The sequence below is a fragment of the Robiginitalea rubriflava genome, assembly GCF_052540725.1.
Genome location: NZ_CP199309.1, coordinates 3,170,755 through 3,197,364 on the forward strand (window position 1 = coordinate 3,170,755; position 26,610 = coordinate 3,197,364).

General features: G+C 46.9%; 27 protein-coding genes. 13 read left to right on the forward strand and 14 right to left on the reverse strand.

The window, feature by feature from the left end; genetic code table 11:
* Positions 1–53 precede the first annotated feature (53 nt).
* Positions 54–1,238: a hypothetical protein gene (locus ACT6NU_RS14350; protein WP_445382365.1), complete on the forward strand. Its 1,185-nt coding sequence runs from the start codon at positions 54–56 to the stop codon at positions 1,236–1,238.
* A gap of 32 nt (positions 1,239–1,270) precedes the next feature.
* Here ACT6NU_RS14350 and ytxJ read toward each other — a convergent pair whose 3' ends face one another.
* Positions 1,271–1,651 (reverse strand): bacillithiol system redox-active protein YtxJ, encoded by a 381-nt coding sequence (ytxJ, locus tag ACT6NU_RS14355; protein WP_445382366.1) that lies wholly within the window; start codon positions 1,649–1,651, stop codon positions 1,271–1,273.
* A 142-nt stretch (positions 1,652–1,793) separates the two neighbouring features.
* On the opposite strand from ytxJ, the gene clpB reads away from it, so the two are divergent.
* Positions 1,794–4,394: an ATP-dependent chaperone ClpB gene (clpB, locus tag ACT6NU_RS14360; protein WP_445382367.1), complete on the forward strand. Its 2,601-nt coding sequence runs from the start codon at positions 1,794–1,796 to the stop codon at positions 4,392–4,394.
* A gap of 109 nt (positions 4,395–4,503) precedes the next feature.
* Positions 4,504–5,100, forward strand: coding sequence for a TetR/AcrR family transcriptional regulator (locus tag ACT6NU_RS14365; protein ID WP_445382368.1), 597 nt, complete (start codon positions 4,504–4,506; stop codon positions 5,098–5,100).
* Between the two features lie 4 nt (positions 5,101–5,104).
* Here ACT6NU_RS14365 and ACT6NU_RS14370 read toward each other — a convergent pair whose 3' ends face one another.
* Positions 5,105–6,562 (reverse strand): PorP/SprF family type IX secretion system membrane protein, encoded by a 1,458-nt coding sequence (locus ACT6NU_RS14370; RefSeq protein WP_445382369.1) that lies wholly within the window; start codon positions 6,560–6,562, stop codon positions 5,105–5,107.
* Positions 6,563–6,661: 99 nt separating this feature from the next.
* Here ACT6NU_RS14370 and ACT6NU_RS14375 point away from each other — a divergent pair, with 99 nt between their 5' ends.
* Positions 6,662–7,207, forward strand: a complete 546-nt coding sequence (locus ACT6NU_RS14375; protein ID WP_445382370.1) for a SixA phosphatase family protein — start codon at positions 6,662–6,664, stop codon at positions 7,205–7,207.
* On the opposite strand, the gene ACT6NU_RS14380 is transcribed toward ACT6NU_RS14375, so the two are convergent.
* Complete coding sequence (locus ACT6NU_RS14380; RefSeq protein ID WP_445382371.1) at positions 7,185–7,946, reverse strand: DUF6503 family protein; 762 nt, start codon at positions 7,944–7,946, stop codon at positions 7,185–7,187. The genes ACT6NU_RS14375 and ACT6NU_RS14380 overlap by 23 nt on opposite strands.
* 102 nt (positions 7,947–8,048) lie before the next feature.
* Between ACT6NU_RS14380 and smpB the strand changes: the two genes are divergently transcribed.
* Positions 8,049–8,510, forward strand: coding sequence for an SsrA-binding protein SmpB (gene smpB, locus ACT6NU_RS14385; protein WP_445382372.1), 462 nt, complete (start codon positions 8,049–8,051; stop codon positions 8,508–8,510).
* A 17-nt stretch (positions 8,511–8,527) separates the two neighbouring features.
* Here smpB and ACT6NU_RS14390 read toward each other — a convergent pair whose 3' ends face one another.
* Positions 8,528–9,169 carry a protein-L-isoaspartate(D-aspartate) O-methyltransferase gene (locus tag ACT6NU_RS14390; RefSeq protein WP_445382373.1) on the reverse strand — a complete coding sequence of 214 codons (642 nt, stop codon included), beginning with the start codon at positions 9,167–9,169 and terminating at the stop codon, positions 8,528–8,530.
* Between the two features lie 166 nt (positions 9,170–9,335).
* On the opposite strand from ACT6NU_RS14390, the gene ACT6NU_RS14395 reads away from it, so the two are divergent.
* The 8 genes from ACT6NU_RS14395 to ACT6NU_RS14430 are packed head-to-tail and all read left to right on the forward strand — an operon-like array spanning position 9,336 to position 16,534.
* Positions 9,336–10,313 carry a Gfo/Idh/MocA family protein gene (locus ACT6NU_RS14395; protein ID WP_445382374.1) on the forward strand — a complete coding sequence of 326 codons (978 nt, stop codon included), beginning with the start codon at positions 9,336–9,338 and terminating at the stop codon, positions 10,311–10,313.
* 29 nt (positions 10,314–10,342) lie between these two features.
* Positions 10,343–11,236: a 3-hydroxyacyl-CoA dehydrogenase family protein gene (locus ACT6NU_RS14400; protein ID WP_445382375.1), complete on the forward strand. Its 894-nt coding sequence runs from the start codon at positions 10,343–10,345 to the stop codon at positions 11,234–11,236.
* Complete coding sequence (locus ACT6NU_RS14405; protein WP_445382376.1) at positions 11,236–12,462, forward strand: DUF1015 domain-containing protein; 1,227 nt, start codon at positions 11,236–11,238, stop codon at positions 12,460–12,462. Before ACT6NU_RS14400 ends, ACT6NU_RS14405 begins: the two co-directional genes overlap by 1 nt.
* A 14-nt stretch (positions 12,463–12,476) precedes the next feature.
* Complete coding sequence (locus ACT6NU_RS14410) at positions 12,477–13,139, forward strand: YggS family pyridoxal phosphate-dependent enzyme (protein ID WP_445382377.1); 663 nt, start codon at positions 12,477–12,479, stop codon at positions 13,137–13,139.
* A 21-nt stretch (positions 13,140–13,160) separates the two neighbouring features.
* Positions 13,161–14,270, forward strand: a complete 1,110-nt coding sequence (locus tag ACT6NU_RS14415) for an exonuclease domain-containing protein (RefSeq protein WP_445382378.1) — start codon at positions 13,161–13,163, stop codon at positions 14,268–14,270.
* 9 nt (positions 14,271–14,279) lie between these two features.
* Complete coding sequence (locus ACT6NU_RS14420; RefSeq protein ID WP_445382379.1) at positions 14,280–15,131, forward strand: ion transporter; 852 nt, start codon at positions 14,280–14,282, stop codon at positions 15,129–15,131.
* Positions 15,128–16,036: a tRNA (adenosine(37)-N6)-dimethylallyltransferase MiaA gene (miaA, locus tag ACT6NU_RS14425; protein ID WP_445382380.1), complete on the forward strand. Its 909-nt coding sequence runs from the start codon at positions 15,128–15,130 to the stop codon at positions 16,034–16,036. The genes ACT6NU_RS14420 and miaA overlap by 4 nt, the downstream gene beginning before the upstream one ends.
* A gap of 3 nt (positions 16,037–16,039) precedes the next feature.
* Positions 16,040–16,534, forward strand: coding sequence for a gluconokinase (locus tag ACT6NU_RS14430; RefSeq protein WP_445382381.1), 495 nt, complete (start codon positions 16,040–16,042; stop codon positions 16,532–16,534).
* A gap of 19 nt (positions 16,535–16,553) precedes the next feature.
* Here ACT6NU_RS14430 and ACT6NU_RS14435 read toward each other — a convergent pair whose 3' ends face one another.
* From ACT6NU_RS14435 to ACT6NU_RS14480, 10 genes are all read right to left on the reverse strand, one after another.
* Entirely contained in the window at positions 16,554–17,276 is a 723-nt protein-coding gene (locus tag ACT6NU_RS14435; protein ID WP_445382382.1) for a response regulator transcription factor, read from the reverse strand.
* A 5-nt stretch (positions 17,277–17,281) separates the two neighbouring features.
* Complete coding sequence (locus tag ACT6NU_RS14440; RefSeq protein WP_445382383.1) at positions 17,282–18,865, reverse strand: sensor histidine kinase; 1,584 nt, start codon at positions 18,863–18,865, stop codon at positions 17,282–17,284.
* A gap of 61 nt (positions 18,866–18,926) precedes the next feature.
* Positions 18,927–19,529 (reverse strand): dephospho-CoA kinase, encoded by a 603-nt coding sequence (gene coaE, locus ACT6NU_RS14445; RefSeq protein ID WP_445382384.1) that lies wholly within the window; start codon positions 19,527–19,529, stop codon positions 18,927–18,929.
* Complete coding sequence (locus tag ACT6NU_RS14450) at positions 19,526–20,479, reverse strand: CdaR family protein (protein WP_445382385.1); 954 nt, start codon at positions 20,477–20,479, stop codon at positions 19,526–19,528. The genes coaE and ACT6NU_RS14450 overlap by 4 nt, the downstream gene beginning before the upstream one ends.
* A 4-nt stretch (positions 20,480–20,483) precedes the next feature.
* Complete coding sequence (locus ACT6NU_RS14455) at positions 20,484–21,497, reverse strand: glycosyltransferase (protein WP_445382386.1); 1,014 nt, start codon at positions 21,495–21,497, stop codon at positions 20,484–20,486.
* A 61-nt stretch (positions 21,498–21,558) separates the two neighbouring features.
* Positions 21,559–22,371: an enoyl-ACP reductase FabI gene (locus tag ACT6NU_RS14460; protein ID WP_445382387.1), complete on the reverse strand. Its 813-nt coding sequence runs from the start codon at positions 22,369–22,371 to the stop codon at positions 21,559–21,561.
* Between the two features lie 102 nt (positions 22,372–22,473).
* Positions 22,474–24,129, reverse strand: a complete 1,656-nt coding sequence (recN, locus tag ACT6NU_RS14465; protein ID WP_445382388.1) for a DNA repair protein RecN — start codon at positions 24,127–24,129, stop codon at positions 22,474–22,476.
* A gap of 56 nt (positions 24,130–24,185) precedes the next feature.
* On the reverse strand, positions 24,186–25,100 hold the full coding sequence (porD, locus tag ACT6NU_RS14470; RefSeq protein ID WP_445382389.1) for a type IX secretion system protein PorD: 915 nt from the start codon (positions 25,098–25,100) through the stop codon (positions 24,186–24,188).
* Complete coding sequence (gene coaBC, locus ACT6NU_RS14475; RefSeq protein WP_445382390.1) at positions 25,072–26,277, reverse strand: bifunctional phosphopantothenoylcysteine decarboxylase/phosphopantothenate--cysteine ligase CoaBC; 1,206 nt, start codon at positions 26,275–26,277, stop codon at positions 25,072–25,074. Before coaBC ends, porD begins: the two co-directional genes overlap by 29 nt.
* Before the next feature lies 1 nt (position 26,278).
* Entirely contained in the window at positions 26,279–26,608 is a 330-nt protein-coding gene (locus ACT6NU_RS14480; RefSeq protein WP_445382391.1) for a DNA-directed RNA polymerase subunit omega, read from the reverse strand.
* Between the last annotated feature and the right edge of the window lie 2 nt (positions 26,609–26,610).

Here is a 26,610-nt window from a genome sequence, read left to right on the forward strand (position 1 = left end):
TGGTTTTGGCACAAAGCTTGAATTGGAGCCTATAAACCCCAAAATTAACCGTCATGAAAAAAGTAGTACTTCTTGGTTTAGCAATTGTATTAATGGCCTGCGGGGGCGTCAAAAGAACGCAAGAAGCCCTGAACAGCGGAAATTATGCTCAGGCCATAAATAAATCCATTAAAAATCTGGCAGATAACAAAACCCGGAAGGGCAACCAGGCCTATGTGCTGTTGCTCGAAGAAGGGTTCCGCAAGTATTCGGACCAGGAAATGAGAGAAATCTCCTTTTTACAACAAGATGGCAATCCGGCCAACCTGGAGGTTATCTTCAAAAAATATCAGAATCTGAAGAGCATACAAAATCGGATCCGTCCGCTACTGCCCCTTCCTGTTTATGAAGAAAACCGGGATGCCCGCTTTGATTTTCGCAATTACGACCAGGATATCCTGGCTGTAAAGGAAGATTTGTCGGAGTTCTTATATCAGAATGCCACGGAACTGCTCAGCAATGCCTCAAACAAGTTTGATTATCGCAAGGCATATGAAGATTTCCGTTACCTGGATGAGATCAACCCAGGATACGGAGATACCAAAGAGATGATGGAACAGGCTTATCGCAATGGCCTTGATTATGTAAAAGTGACCGTAATCAACGATACCCAGCAAATTGTGCCGGAACGGCTGGAATCCGAATTGCTGAATTTTAATACCTATGGTCTGGATGATTTGTGGACAGCGTACCACGCTAACCCACTTAATGAAGTCGAATACGATTATGAGATGCAAGTTGCCTTCAGGGATATACTTATCTCTCCTGAACAGGTTAGCGAAAGGCAAATTATCAAGGAACGTCAGGTAAAGGATGGCAAACAATTCCTGCTGGATGAAGAAGGGAATGTTGTAAAGGACAGCCTTGGGAATAAAATTGAAGTAGACCGATTGCGAACCGTTCGATGTAATTTTTACCAGTTTACCCAGCAAAAGACTGCCCAGGTAAACGGAAATGTAAACTTCATCGATTTAAGGACCAAACAATCCCTGAATTCGTACCCGCTTTCGAGCCAGTTTATCTTTGAGCACGTGTATGCCAATTACGACGGGGACAAGCGCGCCCTGGACAACGACCTGGTGGCAATGCTCAACCTGGCCGCCGTGCCCTTCCCTTCCGATGAACAAATGGTATATGATGCCGGAGAGGATCTCAAGGCCCGATTAAAAAATATTATCGTCAGGCACAAATTCAACTAAACTTTTCAAAACCCGGTTCCCGCCGGGTTTTTTTATTCCTGCTCCGTGCTCAGATCCAATACGGCACTGTGGGAGGCGTGGGCCCGTAGTTTGCCGTCTCGAATAATTAACAATTGTGGGGATTGGTGACGTACTTCAAACATTTCCGCAATCGTATTGGAAAGCTCCCGAAAACGAATAAGATCCAGATAATAATAGTCTGCCGCAACCCCCGCCTGCAATTGTGATTGCTCAAAGCGCCTCAGAATCATCGAACTCAGGCCACAGGAAGTAGAATGCTTGAATACAATCTGGGGTTGACTCCTGCTCGCCATTTTCAAATCCTCGAGCTGCCCTGCGTCCTGTAAGGGGATCCATGGAAATGCAGTTGTTTCCTTTTCCGATGAGCTGAAAATGCGGTTGAATAAACTCATATTTAGTATTGCTTTTTATAATAATTACTGCCTAAATGTCTTGCAAAACAGGGATTTAACTGCCTTTTTGTCTGTAAAATCCTTTGGTAGGGTTCTTGCCACTAGCAGAATAGATTAGGTATAAAGTAATGAAAGCACAAAAATGAACATAAATAATTTCACAATCAAATCACAGGAGGCTATTCAGGGAGCTCAGCAGCTTGCCCAGGAGTTAGGCCACCAGCAGGTTGAAAATGAACACCTCTTTAAGGCTATTCAACAGGCCGATGAGCACGTACTTCCCTTCCTGCTCAAAAAATTACAGGTCAATACCGCCCTGGTAAACCAAATCCTGGAAAAGGAGCTACAGCGATTCCCTAAAGTCAGCGGAGGGCAACTTATCTTCTCCGGTGAGGCCGGGAAAATGCTGAATGAGGCCAGTATCATAGCCAAAAAAATGGAAGACGAATTTGTCTCCATTGAGCATCTCGTATTAGCCCTTTTGAAATCCAAAAGCAAAATCTCCCAAATCCTCAAAGATCAGGGGGTTACCCAGAAAGATATGGAAGCGGCTATAGAAGCTTTGCGAAAAGGCGGCAAAGTGACTTCCCAGAGTGCAGAAGACACTTATAATGCCCTTTCCAAATACGCCCGCAACCTGAATGAACTGGCCGATAGCGGCAAGCTGGATCCGGTAATCGGGCGGGACGAGGAGATCAGGCGAATTTTGCAGATCCTCTCGCGAAGGACGAAGAACAACCCCATGCTGGTAGGCGAACCCGGAACCGGGAAAACAGCCATAGCAGAGGGCCTGGCCCACAGGATCATACAGGGAGATGTACCTGAAAACCTCAAGGATAAGGTTATCTACTCCCTGGATATGGGTGCTCTTATCGCAGGCGCGAAATACAAAGGGGAATTTGAAGAGCGCCTGAAGTCCGTGATCAAGGAGGTTACCTCTGCAGATGGCAATATTGTACTCTTTATTGATGAAATCCATACCCTGGTGGGAGCCGGCGGCGGACAGGGCGCCATGGACGCAGCCAACATCCTCAAACCCGCACTGGCAAGAGGGGAATTACGGGCTATTGGTGCCACCACCCTGGATGAATACCAGAAGTATTTCGAGAAAGACAAGGCCCTGGAAAGGCGATTCCAGAAGGTTACCGTAAATGAACCCGATACCGAAAGCGCCATTTCCATCCTCAGGGGGATTAAGGAAAAATACGAGGCACACCACAAAGTACGGATCAAGGATGAAGCCGTTATTGCCGCCGTGGAGCTTTCACAGCGATATATTACAAACCGCTTTTTACCCGATAAGGCCATTGACCTGATGGACGAGGCCGCGGCTAAGCTGAGAATGGAAATAAATTCCAAACCGGAAGAACTGGATGTACTCGACCGGAAAATAATGCAATTGGAAATCGAGATAGAAGCCATCAAAAGGGAAAGTGATGCCGCAAAACTCAAAGCCCTGAACATAGACCTCGCCAACCTGAAGGAAGAACGCAACGAAGTTTTCGCCCAGTGGGAGAGCGAAAAAACAGTGGTAGACAATATCCAGAAAACCAAACAGGATATTGAAGAATTTAAGCAGGAGGCCGAGCGAGCAGAACGTAATGGGGATTATGGAAAAGTAGCTGAACTCCGATATGGCAAAATTAAAGATGCACAACAGCGGCTCGAGGAATTACAGCAGGAACTGGCTACGCAGCAACAGTCCGGCACCCTGATCAAAGAAGAGGTGACCAACGAAGACATAGCCGAGGTAGTTGCCAAATGGACCGGGATTCCGGTATCCAAAATGCTGCAGAGCGAACGCGAGAAACTCTTGCAACTTGAAGAGGTACTCCACAAACGGGTTATCGGACAGGATGAGGCTATACAAGCTGTTTCGGATGCCATTCGCCGGAGCCGCGCAGGCCTGCAGGATGCCAAGAAGCCAATTGGGTCCTTCCTGTTTCTGGGAACAACCGGAGTGGGAAAAACAGAATTGGCCAAGACCCTTGCTGCCTTCCTATTCGACGATGAGAACGCCATTACCCGGATCGATATGAGTGAATACCAGGAACGCCATGCGGTTAGCCGCCTGGTAGGGGCACCACCCGGGTATGTTGGTTATGAAGAGGGCGGACAGCTTACTGAAGCTGTAAGGCGCCGTCCGTATTCTGTAATCTTGCTGGATGAAATTGAAAAAGCCCATCCGGACACCTTTAATTTATTGTTACAGGTACTGGATGAAGGCCGGCTTACAGATAACAAAGGGCGGGTGGCAGATTTTAAAAATGCCATCATCATCATGACCAGCAATATGGGAAGCCATATCATTCAGGAGAAATTTGAGGCGGTCAAAGACCTTTACAGTGCAATGGAAGCAGCACGGGTTGAAGTGCTTGGGCTGCTGCGCAAGAGTATCCGGCCGGAGTTCCTGAACCGCATTGACGATATAATTATGTTTACCCCGCTCAATAAGGAAGACATTCGGGAAGTTGTGAAACTTCAACTGGAACAACTCCGAAAAATGCTGGACAAACAACATATTACGATAGACGCTACAGAGGAAGCTATTTCCTTTTTGGCCGAACGCGGGTACGATCCCCAATACGGGGCCAGACCCATCAAACGGACCATACAGAAGGAAGTGCTCAATAAGCTGTCAAAGGAAATCCTCAAGGGAAGCATCCACACAGACAGCATCGTCCTGATTGATGCCTTTGATGATGAACTGGTATTCAGAAACCAGTCTGAACTGGTGGAATAATTACTTTGATCCCGAAAAGATCTACCCGGACTGAAGTCCGGGTTTTTTTTTATTTACATTTATACCATCCCGTATCTTATTTTTATATTCGTTAAAAAATCGATCTAACATGAGTACTAAAGCCGAGCGAACCACTGCCTATATAATTGAGACGGTTGCGCCCATTTTTAACAGGCAGGGATATATCGGCACCAGCATGAGTGACCTCACGGAGGCTACTGGTCTTACCAAAGGGGCTTTATACGGGAATTTCGAAAACAAGGATGCCCTGGCCCTGGCTGCTTTCAATTTTAATAGCAGTAAGCTGCTGAATGCTCTGGATGAAGTGCTTTCCGTACCGGGCAATGCCCTGGACAAATTGCACAATCTTACTTCTTTTTACAGGGATTACGACATTTTCACCCGGGAAATGGGTGGGTGTCCTGTTCTGAATATAGGGATCGATGCCAATTATAACCATCGGATCCTTTCGGCTGCCGTTCGTGAAACGGCTCGTATAATCGAAGGAAAAATTGCGCTGGTACTGGAAGAAGGGATAAACTCCGGGGAAATCAGACTGCCCGTCAGCCCACTGCAATTTGCCAAACAATTCTATACCATGATACAAGGCGCAATTGCCATGGCGACCCTAATGCAAGACCGCAAATACCTGATTAACACCCTCACCTATCTGGACTTGCTGGTAGGTAAGGAAATCAAAAAATAAGCACTTACTTAACGCGGAAAATCCAGAGATCGCCGCTATAGCGACCGGAGAATTTACTATCCCGGGCTTCCCTGGCTTCCGAGATACTGTTATAGCGCTGCAAGTAGACGTAGTTATAGCTGTTAGTGCTTCGGTAGAAACTACGCGGTTCCAGTCCTTTTTCCTTCAGGTTTTTCATAAAGGCTTCAAAGTACCTTTGGGTTCCAAAGACATTGGCAATAAGGTAGAACCCGGGGGTAAGACCTTCATCCCTGGAAACCTCCTGGTATTTTTCCCCTTCCTCTGGTTTGACTTCCTCTTTAAGTGCCAGCTGGTCCCTCGCTTTCTGGATGGAATCCTGGATACGTCTTTGCGTTAATAGTTCCGCCTCTCTTTGGGCTTCAACAGAGTCACGCCTTTTCATGGCCAGTTCCTGCCTCTTTACAGCGGCATTGATGGAGTCCCTTTGCCTGCGGGCGGCATCTTCCACCTCACGGATTTCTGCCTCTCTTGCGGCTGCCGCTTCCAGTTGTTCTGCCCCGTCTTCGGATGCCTCTTCCATTTCGGGCTCCTTTTCGGCCAGCATACCACCCATGGACCAGGCCGCGAGGATTTCAAAAGTTGGGTCCTGCCTTTCGGGCTCATTGCCGGAGCCGAATTCCACCAGCCCCCCAATGGAGAACTTCTTGAGGATTGTTACCCCCAACCCGGCTGAAACGCCGTAAAAAGTGTCATACCCCCCCTGTACCCAGTACCAGGGTCCGGCACCCAGAATATTTCCCCCCACCTGATTTTCAAAACCAGGGACGCTTTTGAGGTATACCAGCGGTCGCAGGGTGGTGGCTCCGGTTCCCGAATCTGCCACCACCGGAAAGGTATAATGCACGGAGCCTGTGAATATTTTCTCAGTACCCTCGCTAACAGTACTGCTATTGGTGAAATTGTAGTCAAAAAAATTATCCGAAGCAACGCTTATGGCCAGGCTCCCCAATTGCAATTGTGCCCCGGGGGCCATTTGGATGATAAACTCACTAAAGTCTGGATCGGGAAAAAGAAGCGGGTTATTTTGACTCTGGACTGCATCTGATAATTTCTGCTGATACCCCAGCAGGTTTACCCCTACTTTCAGAGCAACATTTTTAGAAAAATTCAACTGATAAGCCGCGTTCAGGATGCCGCCTGTTTGGGTGAACAAACCGGTATTATGCTGGATAAAACCAGCGCCTATGGCCGCGTTCGGCAACCTGCGGTTAAAGTTGACCAGCAGCGTACTCGGGTCTGCATCAATGTCCTGCCATTGCCATCGGGACCAAAGTGCCAGACTCTGGCCTGCCCGCTGATCCATGGAAAAAACCGGGTTGAACAGGCTTGCATTGAAATAAGTGAGATTGTGCTGACGAAAATCCTGAGGTAATTCAGGATTCTGCGCCCGGACCCACCCGAAAATTCCAAAAAAGGCAAAAATAAATAGTTGATTTCTCATCCCACTGGATCTAATGAATTCCTCCTAAACACTATATTTGTTAATTGACAAAGGTTTCTGCCGAGGGACCCATCTCAAATGTACACAATCTAATTAATTATGAAAATTAATAAAATACTGTTTCCGACCCTGCTGCTGCTGGTGTCGCTTTCGTGCAAGGAAGATTCACAGTTGCCTGAAAATGAGATCGCTGCGGAAGTATCGACCTTCTACCTGATCCGTCATGCCGAGAAAGACCGGAGCGACCCGGAAAATGTAGACCCGGAACTGAACCAGAAAGGCCTGGGCAGGGCCATGCACTGGGCCGAAATCCTGTCGGATGTATCTCTGGATGCTATTTATTCCACCGATTACGAAAGAACCTCCATGACAGCCGCCCCATCAGCCGTAAAGCAGGATATAACCATTCAATTTTACGATCCGAACAACCTGGATGTGGAACAGTTTAAACGCGATAATACCGGCAAAAATGTATTAGTGGTTGGCCATAGTAACAGTACCCCGGCCCTGGTGAATAAAATGATTGGGGAAGATCGCTACCCGTCTATGGATGACCGGGATAACGGCAGTTTATTCATTGTACAGCAGGTTGGAAGCCGCAGTACAGTAACACGTCTGCAATTTAATTGTAATTGTCCTGACTAACCCGGATATTCCTGAGTTTGATTTCAGAAAGTTTCTCCATGCCACCGGGTATGGCATACAGGCTGTCAAGCGCGGCTAGTGGCACCTCTGCTAACGGTTTATAGTTGATGTAGTCTGAGAAGGCAATACCGCCTACAACCCTTTGGTTCTGGGCTTCCCGGAAGCGCATGCCCCCGCCGTTAACCTGAAATTCATATGCCAGAAAATCCGGGCGAAACGATTTTGTATTGAACCAGTATATAAAGACGTCTTCAAAGTCCTCGCCCCCTCCTTGCTGATCAAAGGTGACCTGGATTTTATAATAGCGGTGATCTCCCAGGGTAACCGTATCGAGCATGCGCTTGTTTACGGCCCGGTCATTCAGCCCATATGGCAGATAAGCAAAATAGTGAACTGAATTCACCGAATTGGAATACCGCTGAGCTGTCGAATCCGGGAGCGGCAGTTTCTGCTCCTTTAAATAACGCGTGAAGGATTGACCCTTCCGCACATCCCTAATAAGCCCAGAATCCGATGGGATCGTACGGGTCAGTACCCGTTTGCCATCTTCCCTGTAACTGCTGTAATGGAAGTCGCGGAAATCAAATTCTATTTTCGCACGGCTGTACAATTCTCCCCCGGCGAAGGCTATGGCACTGTCTACCACCTGTTGCGCGGTTATAGGAGCCTCCTCCTGTTTAGGGGACTGCCTGCAGCCGATGACCAATCCGATCAGGGAGAACAAAAATAATCTTTGCATCTGGGTTCCATTTTATCTTACAAAGGTGGGGAATTCTTTAGAAACCTTACACGGAAGGGTTCATTTGCTGGGAAGGCCGGGAAATTATAGTATTTTTGCCCGGTGCAGAAAAATATAAACATAAAGAATAAACGGGCGCGTTTTGATTACGAGCTTCTGGATACCTACGTAGCAGGGATTGTGCTTTCCGGAACCGAAATAAAATCGATACGGGAAGGCAAGGCCTCTATTGCGGAGAGTTTCTGTGAATTCAATGAGGACGGGGAATTGTTCGTCATCAATATGCAGGTAGATGAATACAGCCATGGCTCGCATTTTAACCACATGCCCAAGGCTGAGCGAAAGCTCCTTCTCAAACGCCAGGAATTGCGAAAGCTATACAAGGAAGTAAAAACCTCGGGGAACACCATAATCCCACTGAACCTTTTTATAAATGACAGGGGGCTGGCCAAACTCAAAATCTCCCTGGCGAGGGGTAAGAAACAATACGATAAGCGGGAAACGATACGGGACCGCGAATCCAAAAGAAGGCTGGACCGCATCAAAAAAGAGTTCAATACCTGACCTTTGGCAGAAGGGATTTAATTTTTGTCTTCCAGCAGGGGTACAAAGCGAAAAGAACCATAAGCCCTTCGCTCAAATTCCTTTTCACCGGTCCGGGTAATCAGCATCATGGTCTGCTCCTTGTCTCCCACCGGTATTACCATTTTTCCCCCAATCTTCAATTGTCCCATTAACTCCCTCGGAATTTGGGGAGCCCCGGCAGTTACAATAATACCGTCAAAAGGGGCTTCTTCCGGCAGGCCCTTGTAGCCATCCCCAAAAACAAACTTTTTAGGGCGATAGCCCATCTTTTTAAAAAAGAGATTTGTCTTTTTAAACAATTCGAGCTGTCTTTCAATGGTGTAGACCCTGGCCTTGAGTTGTAACAAGATAGCTGTCTGGTAACCGCTACCGGTGCCTATCTCGAGGACTTTATCGCCGGGGGAAACTCCGAGCAACTCGGTCTGGTAAGCTACTGTATAGGGCTGGGAAATGGTCTGATCTGCCGCTATTGGAAAAGCCTTGTCCTGGTAGGCGTGATCTTCAAAACCGGAGTCCATAAAAAGGTGCCTGGGAACATTGCGGATGGCCTCCAGCACGGCTGTGTCTTTTATCCCCTTTGAGGCGACCAGATCGGCCAGTTGATTGCGTTTGCCCCGGTGTTTTAATGTGTCCCTCAATTATTCCCTTTTTGGCGAAGTTAGAAAAACTCCGTCAAATGCGGCTGCTGCAAAAGGTGAAATAGGAGGGTTTTTTTGGATATGCTTAGGCTGATGTTCCCAACAAATCGGTTCACACCCTCCTTAACTCATAAACTATGATTATTTTTGACAAAATTCAATTTTCATGCTAAAAGCAGGAGTACTGGGAGCGGGGCATTTGGGTAAAATTCACCTGCGCTTGCTCCGGGAGTCGGCCCGTTATGAACTGGTAGGTTTTTACGATCCGGACGCCATTCAGGGAAAAAGAGTTTCAGACGAATTAGGCGTTGCGTATTTCGACAATATGAACGCCCTGATGGATGCGGTGGATATGGTAGATGTGGTAACCCCTACCCTTTCCCATTTCGATTGTGCTAAAAAGGCTATCGAGAAGGGCAAACACGTCTTTATAGAAAAGCCCATTACCCACACTTATGAAGAGGCTCAGGAGCTGATACGGCTCGCCGAAAAACAGGGTGTAAAAGGACAGGTTGGCCATGTGGAGCGCTTTAACCCCGCCTTTAGTGCGGTAAAAGACCAGATAGAACAGCCCATGTTTATTGAAACACACCGCCTGGCTGAATTTAACCCCAGAGGAACGGACGTCCCGGTGGTCCTGGACCTGATGATACACGATATAGATATAATCCTGAGTGTGGTGCAGTCTGAAGTAACAGACATACAGGCAAGCGGGGTTTCGGTGATCAGCGCCTCTCCGGATATTGCCAATGCCCGGATAGCCTTTCGCAATGGCTGCGTAGCGAATTTAACCGCCAGTCGGATTTCCCTTAAAAACATGCGGAAGTCCCGGTTTTTTCAAAGGGATGCCTATATATCAGTCGATTTTCTGGAGCGCAAGGTAGAAGTTGTTAGGATGAAAGATGCCCCTGAAGAGCCAGGAGCCTTTGATATGGTTTTACAGAATGCAGAAGGCGATCGCAAACAGATATATTTTGAAAACCCTGAAATAGGTCAGAATAACGCCATTCTGGATGAGCTGGAGACTTTCGCCCAGGCTATCGAAAAGGACTCAGAACCAGTGGTAAGTTTAAGACAGGGTGCACAGGCTCTGGACATTGCGCTAAGAGTGATAAAGGCCTTCGGAACCCCGGCCAGCATATAAATAAATTAACTCCAACATAAGTAGCAGATATGAAGAAGATAACGGTAATCGGAGCCGGAACCATGGGAAATGGTATAGCGCATGTTTTTGCCCAAAACGGTTTTGAGGTCAGCCTGGTTGATATCTCGGAAGAGAGTCTGGCCAAAGGGCTGGCAACCATTGAGCGCAATTTGAACCGCATGGTGGAAAAGGGTGCCATTGACGCCCAAACGGCCAGAACAGCTATCAGTAATATCCAAAGCAGTACCGATCTGAAAAAAGCAGCCGGGCAGGCCGATCTGGTTGTTGAAGCCGCCACGGAGAATCGCGAGCTTAAAAAAGGAATCTTTAAACAACTGGATGGGTATTGTGGCCCGGATACCATCCTGGCAACGAATACTTCCTCCATTTCCATCACGGAAATCGCCGCGGTTACGAAAAGGCCCGAAAAGGTGATCGGGATGCATTTTATGAACCCGGTCCCCATAATGAAACTGGTGGAGGTGATCCGGGGCTATAGCACCAGTGATTCGGTTACCAAACGCATCCTCGACTTGTCCAGAGAACTGGGTAAAACACCAACCGAAGTAAATGACTATCCGGGTTTTATAGCAAACCGCATCCTGATGCCGATGATCAATGAAGCTGTAGAAAGCCTTTTTCACGGGGTAGCCGGGGTACATGAAATAGACACAGTGATGAAACTGGGTATGGGGCACCCCATGGGGCCTTTGCAGCTTGCGGACTTTATCGGCCTGGATGTTTGCCTTTCGATTCTGGAAGTCCTCTACGAAGGATTCAGACAACCAAAATACGCCCCCTGTCCCCTGCTGGTTCAAATGGTTACGGCCGGGAAATTCGGGGTTAAATCGGGAGAGGGTTTCTATGACTACAGCAGTTCTAAAAAGGCTGAAGTGGTTTCGGCCCAATTCAGGCAGTGCTAATGGCTGAAATCCTTCCATTTAAAGCTATACGTCCCGCCAGGGACAAGGCCACCTTTGTGATTTCCAAGTCCTATGAGGATTACAGCTCTGAAGAAAGAAGGCTGGTAATGCAGCACAACCCCTTCTCTTTCCTGCATATCCTGAACCCAGGTTTCAAGTTTGACACGCAATACAAAGGTTCTAAGCGTTATTCCCTGGTCCGGAACCGATACGAGGAGTTCCTGGAAGAAAAAATCCTTATCCAGGATGAGATCCCATCCCTGTACCTGTATCGCCGCAGTTTCGAAAACAGGCAATACTGCGGAATCTTTTGTGCAACCAGCACCCATGACTACCGCTCGGGGCTGATCAAAAAACACGAAGACACCCTAAGACGCAGGGAAGAGCTTTTTGCAGATTATCTGGAGCAGGTAGGCTTTAATGCCGAACCGGTTTTGATGACCTACCCGGACCAGCCGGAAATTGATACGGTGCTAAATGAGGTGATGCAGGGGTTGGCTGAATACCATTTTACCAGTCCGGACATGGTAACCCACGAGCTCTGGGTGATCAATTCGCCGGATCACATTACCAGGCTTACCCGTGTATTTGGAGATATCGATGCTCTTTATATCGCCGACGGTCATCACCGCTCTGCATCTTCAGATTTATTGGCGAAAAGAAAATCGAACGGGAAACAGCAGAACGCAACCTACCATTACTTTATGAGCTACCTGATCCCCGAATCGCAGGTTCAGATAAGGGGGTTTAATCGCCTGCTTACGGAAATGAACGGCCTGAGTACCAAAGAGCTGCTGATTCGCCTGGATACTTTTTATCGCATTCACGAAAAGGGCAGTTTGCCTTTCCGGCCCGAGGAAAAACACACCTTTTCCATGTATCTGGAGGGGGTATTCTATGCGCTGAGCCTTCGAAAAAAACCCTATGAACTCAGCGATGCAAAAGCCTGCCTGGACAGCCAGATTTTATACGAAACCATCCTGAAGCCTATATTCGGTATTGAAGACCTGAGGCATGACGATCGGATTCACTACCGGTGTGGGCCGCAAAATGAAATAGAAATGAAAATGCTTATTGACCAGGGGAAGTACAAAGTGGGCTTTGGAATGGTTCCGGTTACCATAGAGGAGATACGGGCCATAGCCGATGCAGGACAGACCATGCCGCCCAAGAGTACTTTTATCCAGCCCAAACTCCCAAGTGGCCTGGCCATATACGCTTTTTAAATATCCATAACAAAATGAAAAAGATCTCAGAGAACCTTTCAAACATAAGAGAAAGCCTGCCGGAAAATGTCGTATTGGTTGCGGTTTCCAAAACCAAGGAAAATGTGGAAATCATGGAGGCTTATGATGCCGGGCAACGTATTTTCGGGGAGAATAAGGTTCAGGAATTATGCCGTAAATGGGAGGCTTTGCCCAAAGATATTCAGTGGCATATGATCGGACATCTGCAGCGAAACAAGGTTAAATACCTAGCTGAATTTGTAAGCCTGATTCACGGGGTTGATAGTGTCCGCCTGCTGCGTGAAATAAATAAACGGGCTGCTGCCAGCGGACGGGTAATCGATTGCCTGTTACAGGTCCACATCGCTGAAGAGTCGAGTAAATTTGGTTTGGACGAGCAGGAGTTACAGGAGGTCCTGAATCAGGAATTCCTGGCTGGACTGCCCAACATCCGTGTCCGCGGCCTTATGGGAATGGCAACATTTACGGAGGACGAAGACCAGGTTCGCAAAGAATTCAGATACCTCAAAAGCCTCTTTGATCAATTACCGGCATTTTTGGAAAAGGCCGATATACTATCGATGGGTATGAGCGGGGACTACCTGCTGGCCATAGAAGAAGGCAGTAACATGGTACGAATCGGAAGTAGTATCTTTGGCCCCAGAGAATCGCATTAAAACTAAAATCAATTTCCGGGCATGTACGCCGTTTTAGATATAGAAACAACAGGAGGTAAGTTTAATGAAGAAGGGATTACCGAGATCGCCATTCACCGTTTTGATGGCCATGAGGTTACCGATACCTTTATCAGCCTGATCAATCCGGAGCGGAGTATACAGCCGTATGTGCAAAAGCTGACCGGTATTAATGAAAAAATGCTGCGCACAGCGCCCAAGTTCCACGAAGTGGCCAAAAGAATTGTGGAAATTACAGAAGGTAGTACGCTGGTAGCGCATAACGCCCAATTCGATTACAGGATACTGCGGACGGAGTTCCGGCGCCTCGGATATGATTTCCAGCGAAAATCCCTGTGCACGGTAGACCTGGCCAAGCGGCTGATCCCGGATGCCGAATCGCATAGTTTAGGGAAATTGGTCCGTTCCCTGGGGATTGCCGTAAACAACCGTCACCGGGCTAACGGAGATGCCCTTGCTACCCTTAAACTATTTCAGGTCTTACTGCAAAAAGATACCAGTAAAAGTATTGTTGCCGAGGTTATGCGGTCAGCATCCGCAGGAGAACTTTCCAACCGGCAGCTGGAACTGGTCGAATCCGTTCCTACGGATACCGGGGTATATTACCTCTTCAACAAAAGGGGTGAAATTATCTACCTGAGCAGCAGCACGAATATGAAACAGCAGATCAACAGCCATTTCACTGGAAGCGGAAAGGATTCCCTGCAACTTCGGAAGGAGACCCGACAGGTAAGCTATGAAAAAACGGGCAGTGAACTGTATGCCCGTTTGCAGGCCCATATAGAATTGCTTCAGAACAAACCGGTTTTTGGCCCTAAACCCGTATCAATAGAAGTTCCGGCTAAGGAAATCATCGTCAACGGGAGGCCTTACCCACTTAAAAATGCAGATTTGCTTCTCATTGATAAAGGGCGTGATACCGGGGAAAAGGCGGCTATCTGGTTGCAGAAGTCACAGGTGAAGGGCATGGGCTTTTTCGGGCTAAACCATCAAATCAATAATATTCATATCTTAGAATCCCTGTTAACTCCTGTAGAATCCACTCCGGGCTGTACAGGGATCGTACACGAATACCTCAGGAACAAATCGGTGCTTAAGGTGCTGGAACTCTGATTCGCTAGCATGAAGGAAAAAACAAAGATGCCTTACTGGAAGGATAAGATTCACGAGGTCATTTATGAAGCGGATACTCCGGCTGGTAAGTGGTTTGACCTTATCCTTTTTGCCGTAATCATTGTTAGCGTTATCCTGGTTATGCTGGAAAGCGTTAAGGAGTTTGATGCCAAATACCATCAAACCCTGCTTACGCTGGAATGGGTGATCACCATCTTTTTTAGCATTGAATATATCGCGCGTATTATCTGTATCCGTAAGCCCTGGAAATATATCCTGAGTTTTTATGGGATTATTGATTTCCTTTCAACCATCCCATTGTACCTCTCCTATATAATTGCAGGTTCTCAGGTGTTCCTGGCGGTGCGGGCGTTCCGGTTAATACGGATTTTCCGTATCCTTAAGCTGGTGCAGTTTATCGGTGAGGCTTCTCAGCTAAAACAGGCCCTGAAAGCGAGCAGGGCTAAAATTGCCGTATTTATTTACGTAGTGCTTATCCTCTCCGTGATAATGGGTACCATCATGTACCTTATTGAAAGCGACGAGGCAGGCTTTACGAGTATCCCAAGGAGTATTTACTGGACCATTGTGACCCTTACAACTGTTGGATATGGGGATATCGCCCCACAGACCAATATCGGCCAGTTTATCGCTACCGTGATCATGATTTTGGGATACGGGATTATAGCTGTACCAACAGGGATTGTTACTGTAGAATTCTCAAGGTATAGCAAAAAGAAGCCGGGCGAGGACCCAAAAGTAGCGGTACACCTCAATACCCAGTCCTGTCCTACCTGTTCAGCAGAAGGACACAGAGACGGCGCACGCCACTGTTTTAACTGTGGAGAGAAGCTCAGATGAAACCTTTGCTGATTACTATTTGCGGCCCCACGGGCATTGGCAAAACGTCCTGGGCCATACTCCTGGCCAGGCATTACAACACAGTAATCCTTTCGGCAGACAGCAGACAGTTCTACAAGGAAATGACAATAGGGACTGCAGTGCCTGCAAAAGAGGAACTCCGGGCGGCACCTCATTATTTTATTCAGCACCGCACCGTAAAAGAAGCCTATACTGTGGGTGATTATCAAAAGGAAGCCCTCTCAAAACTCGAAGAACTTTTTAGTGAGCATTCCATTGTCATTATGGCCGGGGGCAGCGGCCTTTACCTGGACGCCGTGACAAAAGGCCTGGACGAATTCCCGGAAGTAGACCCGGCCCTCAGAGATTCATTGCGCGAACGCCTGCAAACCGAAGGGCTCAACCCGCTGCAGCAATTGCTGGTTGAAAAAGATCCTGTTTACGCCGGCAGGGCAGACCTTAACAACCCGCAACGCGTGCTAAGGGCGCTGGAGGTCTGCCTGCAGAGTGGTCAACCCTATAGCTCCTTTCTCGGCAAACGGAAAGCCTCTGATTTTTTTAAAAATATCCCACTGGGAATAACCGGTAGCAGGGAAATTATTTATAAGCGGATAGAAGAGAGGGTAGACCGGATGATGGAGCAGGGATTGCTTGAAGAGGCCCGGGAACTCTATCCCTTAAAAGATCTGAATGCTCTGCAAACTGTGGGCTATCAGGAATTATTTCGGTTTTTTGATGGTGAGATTTCCCTGGAGGAAGCTGTAAAGGAGATTAAAAAAAATAGTCGCAGATTCGCCAAACGCCAGGGAACCTGGTTCAGGAAGAATGCCGATATTAAGTGGTTTGATTTCCAGGCAGCAACAGAGGAAGTCATTTCATATATCGATGCACAAATTGAACATTAGAAGATGCAGGGAAAACCGAAGATTTATTTTATCACAGGGGTGTCGGGAAGCGGAAAGAGTACCGTTGGGCGGGTGCTGGCCGAACAGCTCCATCTGGATTTCAGGGATGGGGACGATTTCCACCCGGAAGCCAATATCGCAAAAATGGCCGGTGGCAGCCCTCTGAATGATCAGGACCGGTACGGTTGGCTGCTGCGCTTAAATGAACTGGCACAGTCTTATACCGAGAAGGGGGTGGTTATCGCGTGTTCAGCACTCAAAGAAAAGTACCGCCAGTGGCTTTCTAAGGATATTTCCTGTACGGTTTGCTGGGTGTTGCTTCAGGGCAGTGAAGCGCTGCTGAGAGATAGGCTTAGGGCTCGGAAAGACCACTTTATGCCGGACTCCCTGCTGCAATCACAGCTGGACACACTGGAGGTTCCCAATTATGGTTTAAAACTTCCTGTTACGCTAAGTCCTTCAGAAATAGTCAGCCGGATTTGTAATGAATGCCCCTGACAAGGTCTGATTTTGAAATTTACATGGAATTCTCTGAATCCGTTTTAACCACGAGGCGGAAACCTTCACCATGAATGTTCAGGATTTCCACACTGTCATCCCGCTTGAGATACTTTCGCAGTTTGGCAATATAAACATCCATACTTCTGGAAGTGAAGTAATTGTCATCCCTCCATATTTTGGTAAGAGCCAGCTCCCTGGGCATCAGGTCGTTTTCGTGCAAGGCCAGCAATCTGAGCAGCTCATTCTCTTTGGGGGATAATTTATTGGGTTCCTCGTCTTTGTATTTCAAGAAACGAAGTTTAGAATTCAAATGGAAGTTGCCGATTGAAAATTCAAACTGATTACTGTCTGCGAGACTGTTCGAAGCCTTGCGTTGCAGAATTGCCTTAAGCTTCATCAGCAGTACTTCAGAATCAAAGGGCTTGTTCAGGTAGTCATCGGCTCCGGCTTTGTAACCCTTAAGCACGTCTTCCTTCATGGTTTTAGCCGTGAGGAAAACGATAGGGACGTTCTCATTCTTTTCGCGAATTTCCTTTGCCAGGGTAAACCCGTCTTTGTAAGGCATCATCACGTCCAGGATGCAAACGTCAAAATTATCCTTCTTAAATTTTTCAAACCCCTCCATCCCATTTTTCGCCAAAGTGACATCAAAATCGTTCATTGAGAGGTAATCCTTTAAAACAATTCCAAAATTGGGATCGTCTTCAACCAGTAATATTTTCTTGTTCGCTGTTTCCATGATGATTAAATTAAGGGGAGTTTTATATAAAAAGTGCTTCCTTTTCCTTTCTCACTCTCCGCATAAACTTCTCCCTGATGATCTTCCACTATTTTTTTAACATAAGCCAGGCCTAGGCCGTGCCCTTTTACGTTATGTATATCGCCGGTATGTTCCCGGTAAAATTTTTCAAATATTCTTTTCAGGACTACCTTTGACATTCCGGCACCCTGGTCTTGTATTTTTATAATAATAAAATTCTTGGCAACCTCTGTAAACACATCTATTTTAGGGGCCTCCGGAGAATACTTTACAGCATTGTCCAGGATGTTGACCAACACATTTCCCAAATGCATTTCATTGGCCAGCACTTCATCCCTTTCCGCCTGCAGGTGGGTCTTGATATATCCGCCCCGGTCCTGCACGATTAACTCCACATGCGAAATAGCTGAATCTATAAGGGTATGGAGTTCAGTGCGTTCCTTATGAATATCCAGCTGGTTTTTCTCCAGCTTTGAGATACGCAATACATTTTCAACCTGGGCATGCATTCTTTTATTTTCATCCCGAATCATCTGCAGGTAGCGGTTAACTTTTTCCTGATCCTGCATGATTTTTGGGTTTTTGATCGCCTCTACAGCCAGATTTATAGTGGCTATGGGAGTTTTAAACTCATGCGTCATATTGTTGATGAAATCCGATTTTATCTCGGAAATCTGCTTCTGGCGAATTAACTGATAAATAGCGCTGGCATAGGCCACCATAATGATAAAGGTGAACAAAAGCGACAGCACTGCCATACTCAGGATGGATCCCAGTAAAAAACGTTTCTTCTTGGGAAAGGTAAGCAGTAATGCAAAGTTGGTATTGCCTTCGCTGTCCTGGAATAAAGGAGCCTTATAATGGTTTTCCTTATCGAATTTAAATTTCCGGGATTTTACTTTTGTTGGAAGTCCCCTGCTGTAAACGCCATATTCGTAATCTATATCGTAATTGCGGTTTTCCAGTTCCCGATCGAGCAGTAATTCGATTTCTTCCCGGCTTAGCCTTTCATGTATGGGCACCTTGTCTGCATAAACCCTGTAGACATCATCGAACATGGCCCTTTCCATAGCAGGGATACCTCCAAGCTTTTCCCACTTCTCAATGGGGTTGAGTTTATAAGCCTTCCCGTCCAGCCCGTATTCTTCCTGGAAAATAGTTTTAGTTCTGCGGCTGGTGTAATTTTTTATGGTAGCAGTGTCCGTATTGTTGCCATTGTCAAAGAACGTGGATGCGATATCGTAATCTTCCTCTAAAATCCCATGGGAATACACCAGAATTTCATTGGAATTGATATCGCGGTCGATGAAAAAGATATCGCTGATAAGCTGCGGTTCTTTGAGGTTTCCCACACTGTCCTTGAGACTGAGGAATTTTTCGGAATAATCTTTTATTTCCCGCTCTTCAATTTTATCGGCAACCCTTGCGAGGATTTCCGTTACTACATTGGAGAATTGTTCCTCTTTGTCCTCAACCGAACTTTTAATCCAAAATAACTGTACTGCAATGATTCCTATCAGCGAAAGACTCATAAGAATGACCAGCAGTACAAATAACCTCTTATTCATCGTTCAGGTAAAAATAAAAATTTAACATTTAGCCATGGGGGTGTTTAACCAAACCTTAACACTAGCCAGCACTATTATTTTCAGCTATTTCAAGGAGTTCGGCATGTATCTGAGCGATGTTTTCCAGGGTAAGGTCCCAGTCTGAATTTTCAATCACAAAGTCTGCCAGTGGTATTTTCTTATCATCCGGCCACTGGTTTTTCATTCGCTCGACCACAGCATTTCTGGAACTTTTATCCCTTTGGATGACCCTTTCTATGCGTGCCTGTTCCGGGGCCACAACCAAAATCATCTTATCGCAGTTCTGGTGCCCCCCGTTTTCAAAAAGCACTGCGGCCTCCTGAATCACGTATGGGTATTGCTGCCGGGTGGCCCACTGCTCAAAGTCTTCCCGGACCCTGGGATGTACCAGGGAGTTCAATCGCCGCAGCAGGCTGGAATTACTGAATACTCTGGAGGCAACATAACTACGGTCCAATTTATCCTCAGTATAAGCTTGGCTGCCCAGCAACGATTTAATTTTGGCGCGAAGGCCCTCATCCGATTGCATCAGTTCTTTTGCCCGCAGGTCCGAATTGTACACCGGAACACCCAGCCTTGCAAATTCGCTGGCAATACTGCTCTTTCCACTGCCGATTCCCCCTGTAAGTCCTACCCGCATCATTTCCGCTTCACAATAAATTCCACGGAAGACTCCAAAAGTGTAGCACTGTAAACGCTTTCCGGTTGTTCGGTCAAAACCAGGCTGAGGCGGCCTGTCTCAGGGTCAGGATTCGTAAAATCTGCAGCCAGCTGAAAATCAGAAGGATTCAATTCTTTAAGGTCTCCTATCCTACCCTTGCATAATACCCCTACGGTTGCGGGAAAAGTCCTGATTTCAAAAGATTCCGGCAAGTTTAAAACCGTTACAGGCAGGTCAATTACCGATTCAGAAAAGCGAAAAACGCTTCCCGTTACACTTACCTGCTCGGTCGAAAAATTCGTATGCGTCAGGGATTCAGCCTTTTGAAGCAACAGGGTGCGCTCAAAATTCTCGGTTACTTCTTTGAGCTTCAGAGGTACTGTTGGAATAGCCAATAGCGTATCGATCTCTTCTGCAGGGCCCCGCACTTCTACAAGCGCCGGTTCCACCAGGAGGGGCCCGTCCATCATATATCCCTGAGCCAACTCAATTTCAGTTTCTGGTTGTACCGGTATTTGGCGGGTAACCACAGGGTGTAAATCCATATATAAGGTGTCATTGGGAAACTCAAAAATATTGATGTTGCCGACCATTTGTGGCTCTATCTGTGCATTGTATACCCTTGGGGAAATAAAATAACTGCTATTCCTTTTTTCCAGGCTCCCCAGGTCAATTGTAAGGTGTTTGGGGTTCAGCTGATAGCGCAACAACTGGAATCCGTTAGCCCTGACACTAACGGGAATAGTATTTTGTGGCGGATTCAGGAAAATTAAACTATCCGGAGGATTTTGGAACTCCAGATTGAATACAACCTGATGCGTGTAGGTTTCCGAAAGTCTGTTGAGCAACCAGGCCAAAAAAGCACAGAGTAAAAACACCAGAAACATCCGTGCCCTGGGTTGTTTTATTCGTGATTTTAGGTTCTTGATCAAGACTCTAACTGTTAAAAAATAAGTTTGGAAACAACTCTGCCGGCTTCTTTTTACTAAAGGTAAGCAAGAGTGAGGATTTTAAAAAGCCCAGGCCATAGCCTGCAAATTGAACGAGCACAGCAATACCCGCCAGTAAACCAATATACAGACTGGCCGTTGAACCGGCTGCTGCTATGACCACTGCAAGCAGATACAAAATATAGGCCCCCAGCGGGAGCCACGCCCAGGGGGTACTTAAAATCAAAGGCAGCAGCAGCGAAACGGTTAAGCCCAGGTAAAAAATCGTGGGAAACCAGTAGGTTATTCTGGCGGAACCCGGATGCCATTGGTTTAGTATGGGCCTGGTAAGCCCGAATTTGTGCACCTGTTTGTAGAATGACCTGAAATTAATACGCCTTTTATGAAAAACGACAGCCCCGGGCAGGTATTTCAGGCGAAAGCCCAGCTTTAACAACCGGAGGCTGAGGTCGGGGTCTTCTCCAGGGTGAATGCTACCAAATCCACCGCTTCCCTGAAAGGCCTTTTTTGAGAGGCCCATGTTAAAGCTGCGTGGCTGGAAATGCTCAGCAGCTTTTTCAGAACCCCTGATCCCTCCGGTAGTCAGTACGGAGGTCATGCAAAAACTGATTGCCTTTTGAAGCGGGTTAAAAGAGGGATGAGCCGCATCCGGTCCTCCGAAACAATCCACATAGTCCGCAGTGAGCCCCCTGGCCACTGCGCTCAGATATTCCGGCGGCAGGATACAGTCTGAATCGACCAGAATGAAGTAATTACCGCTGGCCTTTTGCATCCCGTAATTCCGGGAATCTCCCGGACCGGTATTGGGTTTAAACCAGTATTTTATGTTCAGCCGATCTTTAAAGGAACGAACAACCGATTCAGAGGGCTGGCTGGACCCATCCTCCACAATAACCACTTCAAAGGGTTCAGGATAATCTTGCCGGGAGAGGCTTGCCAGAAGTTCTGCTACTTCATCTGGCCTGTTGTATACCGGGACTACAAATGAAAATTCAAGCATGCCTTTATTTTACAAAAAAGCCATCCGCAACAGGATGGCTGTTACTTTTAAGCGATGTGATTTACTTGGAAAAGGTGTCAATAATTTCCTGACTGACCCCCGTATTGGAGAAACCGCCATCGTGAAACAGGTTTTGCATAGTCACTTTACGGGTGAGGTCCGAAAAAAGGCTGACCGTGTAGTCTGCACAATCCTGGGCTGTAGCATTTCCAAGGGGAGACATTTTCTCGGCATAGGAAATAAATCCGTCAAATCCTTTTACTCCCTGTCCGGCAGTAGTAGGGGTGGGCGACTGTGAAATGGTATTTACCCGAACCTTTTTTTCTTTTCCGAAAAAATATCCAAAACTCCTGGCCACCGATTCAAGATAGGCTTTGTTATCCGCCATATCGTTATAATCAGGGAAAGTTCGTTGGGCCGCCATATAGGTCAGGGCAACGATACTTCCCCATTCATTCATAGCATCTGCTTTGTAAAGGGTTTGCATTACTTTATGGAAGCTCAGAGCGGACACATCCCATCCTTTGGCCGTGAAGTCGTAGTTCTCATCCGTGTAGGCCCTTCCCTTGCGAACGTTGACAGACATCCCGATGGAGTGTAGTACAAAATCCAGTTTTCCTCCGAGAATTTCCATGGATTTGGCAACCAATTGTTCCAGGTCTGATTCACTTGTGGCATCGGCAGGAATGATTTCTGAACCGGTTTGCTCTGCCAGCTTATTGATCTGTCCCATCCTCATGGCGATAGGGGCATTGGTCAAAACAAAGGTGCCGCCTTCGGCATGAACCCTTTCAGCAGTTTTCCAGGCTATGGAATTTTCGTCCAAAGCCCCAAAAATGATTCCTTTCTTTCCTTTCAACAATTGATGTGCCATTTAAATTTACTTTAGTTACAATATTCAAAGATATTTAAATTTGCCGAGATTCATCCCGTTTTTCGGGCTACTTCAGAAGGATTGTCCGGGTTTTACAAGCCTTTAGTTAAGCAATTCCCGGGCATGGGTCAGGGCGGTTTCCGAAGAATCCTTACCCCCCAGCATCTGAGCGAGCTCCACTACCCGTTCTTCACGATTCAGCTCTTTCATCCGGGTATGTGTATGAGAGGCACTATCTTCCTTAAATACTTTGTATTGATGGTTCCCCTTTGAGGCTACCTGTGGCAAATGCGTTATGGCAAATATCTGCATATGCTCACTCATTTGTTTCATAATATCTCCCATTCTGTTGGAGATGTCTCCGGAAACTCCCGTATCTATCTCGTCAAACATCATGGTTGGCAGCGCCTCATAGGCCGCCAGGACGGCTTTGATCACCAGCATAATTCTGGATAATTCCCCACCGGATGCTGTTTTCTTAAGACTTCCATACTGCCCCCCTTTGTTTGCTGTAAAAAGCAATTCCAGATGATCCCTTCCTAAGGGTCCAAAGTCCTGCAGGGGTTTTAAATGCCATTGAAAGGAGGCATTGGGCATCCCCAGCTGTGCCAATTGTTCCTGTAATTTCAAAACGAATTCAGGCAAGACCCCTTTTCGCTTTGCGTTCAGTTCACCGGCAATTTTGATAAGCGTTTCCCGCTCCTGCTCAACCCTGGTCTGCAAGTCTTCTATCTGGGTGTCCATATCTGCAGTGTCATTCACTTTCTTTTGGAGCTGGTCTCGTATTTCGAGTAGCTCCTCAGCACTTTGGACCCCGTGTTTTTTCTGCAGGTCATAGAGTATTTGAAGGCGGGAATTGACCCTTTCAAGTTCCTGAGGGTCAGCAAACTGGGATTCTTCCAGTTGCTCTATTTCCTGGGCAATATCATCGGCTTCAATAAAGAGTGCCTGAACCCGCTCATGGATATCGGAATAGCGGGAACCGAAACCAGCCAGTTTGGCGGTGAGTTGCCTTAGTTTTAACTGCAAGGCCAAGAGCCCGTATTCCTCCTCGGCACAGAGCTGATGGGCAGCGCTCAGCAGTTCGGTAATTTGTTCAACATTGGAAAGTTCCGAATAAGTTGTTTCCAGTTCCTCCTGCATTCCCGGTTTTAAATTGGCGGCATTCAATTCGCCCAGGAGAAATTCATTGTAATCCTGTTCCCGGAAAGCATTATCTCTGGCCTCTTCCAGCTTTTTGAGCTCCCTGACCGCCTTTTGATATGCGTCCCGCTTTTGGGTATAGTTGCTTAATAGTATTTTATTTCCAGCCAGAGCGTCCAGCACGCGCATTTGAAAATCCTGTTCGGTCAGTTCCAGAGTCTGGTGCTGTGAATGTATATCGATAAGCCGGCTGCCAAGGCCGCTTAGAATATCAAGGGTTACGGGGCTGTCATTAACAAAGGCCCGGGATTTTCCGCTGGGAAGTATTTCACGTCTGAGGATGGTGTTGGCCTCATAATCCAGTTCATTATCCTGGCAATACTGCCTGACGTTGGGATAGGCCGATACGGCAAATTCTGCCTCAACGATACATTTTTTATCCGAATCCCTTAAGGCTGTGCGGTCTGCCCGTTTTCCGAGGACCAAAGCCAGGCTGTCCAGCAAAATGGATTTTCCAGCCCCGGTTTCCCCGGTTATCGTAATAAAACCTTTGGAAAAGCTGACCTGAAGATCTTCAATGAGGGCGTAATTTTTTATGGACAATCGTACGAGCACGGCAATTGCAAATTTATCCCGTAAAGATAAAAGAATCTGCTGTGAAAAATTGCGGCTCAGTATTTAATTTGATTCCAGGTACTGGCGTAGAATGGGGCCACCTTGTTCAGGGTCTCTTTTAGCTGAACGATATCCACCTTGGGGCCATCCGAGAAGATATTCTGTATTTCTTCGGCCTTGGCATCGAAAAAAGTCTGAATCAAAAAGGCGTTTGGCCTGCGTTGGATGAGCGTCTCAAAGAGGCGTAAGGATCCGGCTATAATTTGTTTTCCCGTACTGTTGTTATCTGCCAGCACGTCCAGCCCCTTTCGGTGGTAATTGTACATGGCAATCCGGTATTCCCTGAAGGTATTGGACAAAAGGTTGTCTACCAGCTGAAAACGCGTACGGTTATCGGAAGCCGTCTGTCCCCAGCCGGCAAAGCTGCTGCCCTGCGCCTGAGTGACTATGGCCTGGGCCTTTTTAAAATGGTCTGTACCCCCTTCTAACTGGAAGGTGTCGGCATCCAGACCCAGCATGATATATACATAATAGGAAATCACTCCCACCAGGTTGGAATTGAAGACATTCTCATTAAAAACCAGCGGCTGAAATTCGATGTATTGAAAATTGAACTGGTCGTCTTTGTAATTAAATACCGGCGTTTCGTAAGAGGTGTTGAAAACCGGCCGGGAAGATTGCAATTGAATATTAGCCTCAAAGCGGCTGGATTCGAAAGCGGTAACCGTGATAAAAATACGGCAATTCAGACGCTCGTTTTCCTTAACCTGCCTTCGCGTCCATCGGGTTTTATTGACAAAATCGGAAAGCGACCGTTCCAAGGTGGTAAAAACCTGCTGATTGGTCTGAGAGACCTGGTCTGCATTTACGGTTACCGTACAATTGAGTTCCTGGGCGATAAGGCCCTGGAAAAGCAACAGCAAAACTGCTAGGAAACTTATTTTAAGGGTTGATCCGCTTATGAATTTCATTGAGGATATCACTGGCAACTGCCGACTTTTGTTTTAAGTCAAACGGAATTATGTCAGAATTCTTGTCTATAAAGGTAACTTTATTGCGCTCTCCCCCAAATCCGGCTTCCGGGTCTTTCAGGGAGTTCAGCACAATAGCGTCCAGGCGCTTCTTTTTTAATTTATCCAGGGCATGTTCCATTTCATTCTCAGTCTCCAGCGCAAACCCGACAATGTATTGTTTGGTTTTCTGTTGGGCAAGACTGGCGATGATATCCGGGTTCTCTGTAAGTTGCAACTCCATTGACGCTCCTTTTTTCTTTATTTTTTCATCATACACAGAGACGGGCCTATAATCTGAAACAGCCGCGGCTCCGATAATGACATCCGCAGCTTTAAAGTGCTCCTGCGTTTTTGCATGCATTTCAAGCGCTGTTTGAACCCTGTAACAGCTGATGGAAGCGTTTTGGGCCTGTAAATGGGTTGGTCCTGTAATCAAAATAACCTCAGCCCCCATTTCGGCCGCCTTTTCGGCCAGGGCAAACCCCATTTTTCCGGAAGAGTGGTTCCCGATAAAACGAACGGGGTCTATGGATTCATAAGTGGGGCCTGCAGTTATCAATACCGTTTTACCTGTAAAAGGCAGGCCTTTGCGGAGGTGACTTTCCAGGAAAGAAACGATGTCTTCAGGTTCTGCCATCCTCCCTTCCCCATCCAGACCGCTGGCCAGTTCGCCCACGCCCACAGGAATATGCAGGTTCCCATAACTTTCCAGGGTTTTAAAAGTCTTCTCAGAAGAGGGGTGCCTGTACATGTCCAGATCCATTGCAGGTGCAAAAAAAACAGGGCATTTCGCCGAACGATAACAGGCCAGCAATAAGTTGTCACATTGCCCTGAGGCAATCTTTGCAAGGGTATTTGCCGTTGCCGGGGCAATCAGCATCAGATCGGCCCAAAGGCCCAGTTCCACATGATTGTTCCAATCCGTGCTATGTTCTTCCTGCTTTTTAAAATTGTGGATTACCGGATTCCTGGAAAGAGTGGCAAGGGTCAGGGGGGAAACAAAATCCGCTGCGCTCTCGGTCATAACGATGCGCACCTCGGCCCCCGCTTTTATCAGCAGGCGGGTCAGGAAAGTAGTTTTGTAGGCAGCAATTCCCCCTGTGATGCCCAAAAGGATACGCTTGCCCGACAACATCCTATTCCGAATCTTTCTCGGTATTCCTGTAGTAAATTTTGTCCTCTAACCATTCCTGAATGGCCAGGGCATGGGGCTTGGGAAGTTTTTCGTAGAATTTGGAAACCTCGATCTGCTCTTTGTTCTCAAAAACTTCTTCCAGACTGTCGCTATAGGTTGCAAATTCCTCAAGCTTCTCCAGCAATTCCTTCTTTATTTCAGAATTAATCTGAATGGCTCTTTTGGCCGCGATGGAAATTGCCTCGTAAATATTATCAGTACTCTCATCAAACTCATCGCGATTGATGGTGATTGTAGAAACGGGAGCTTCTGAATTTTTTAGATCGTTCATAT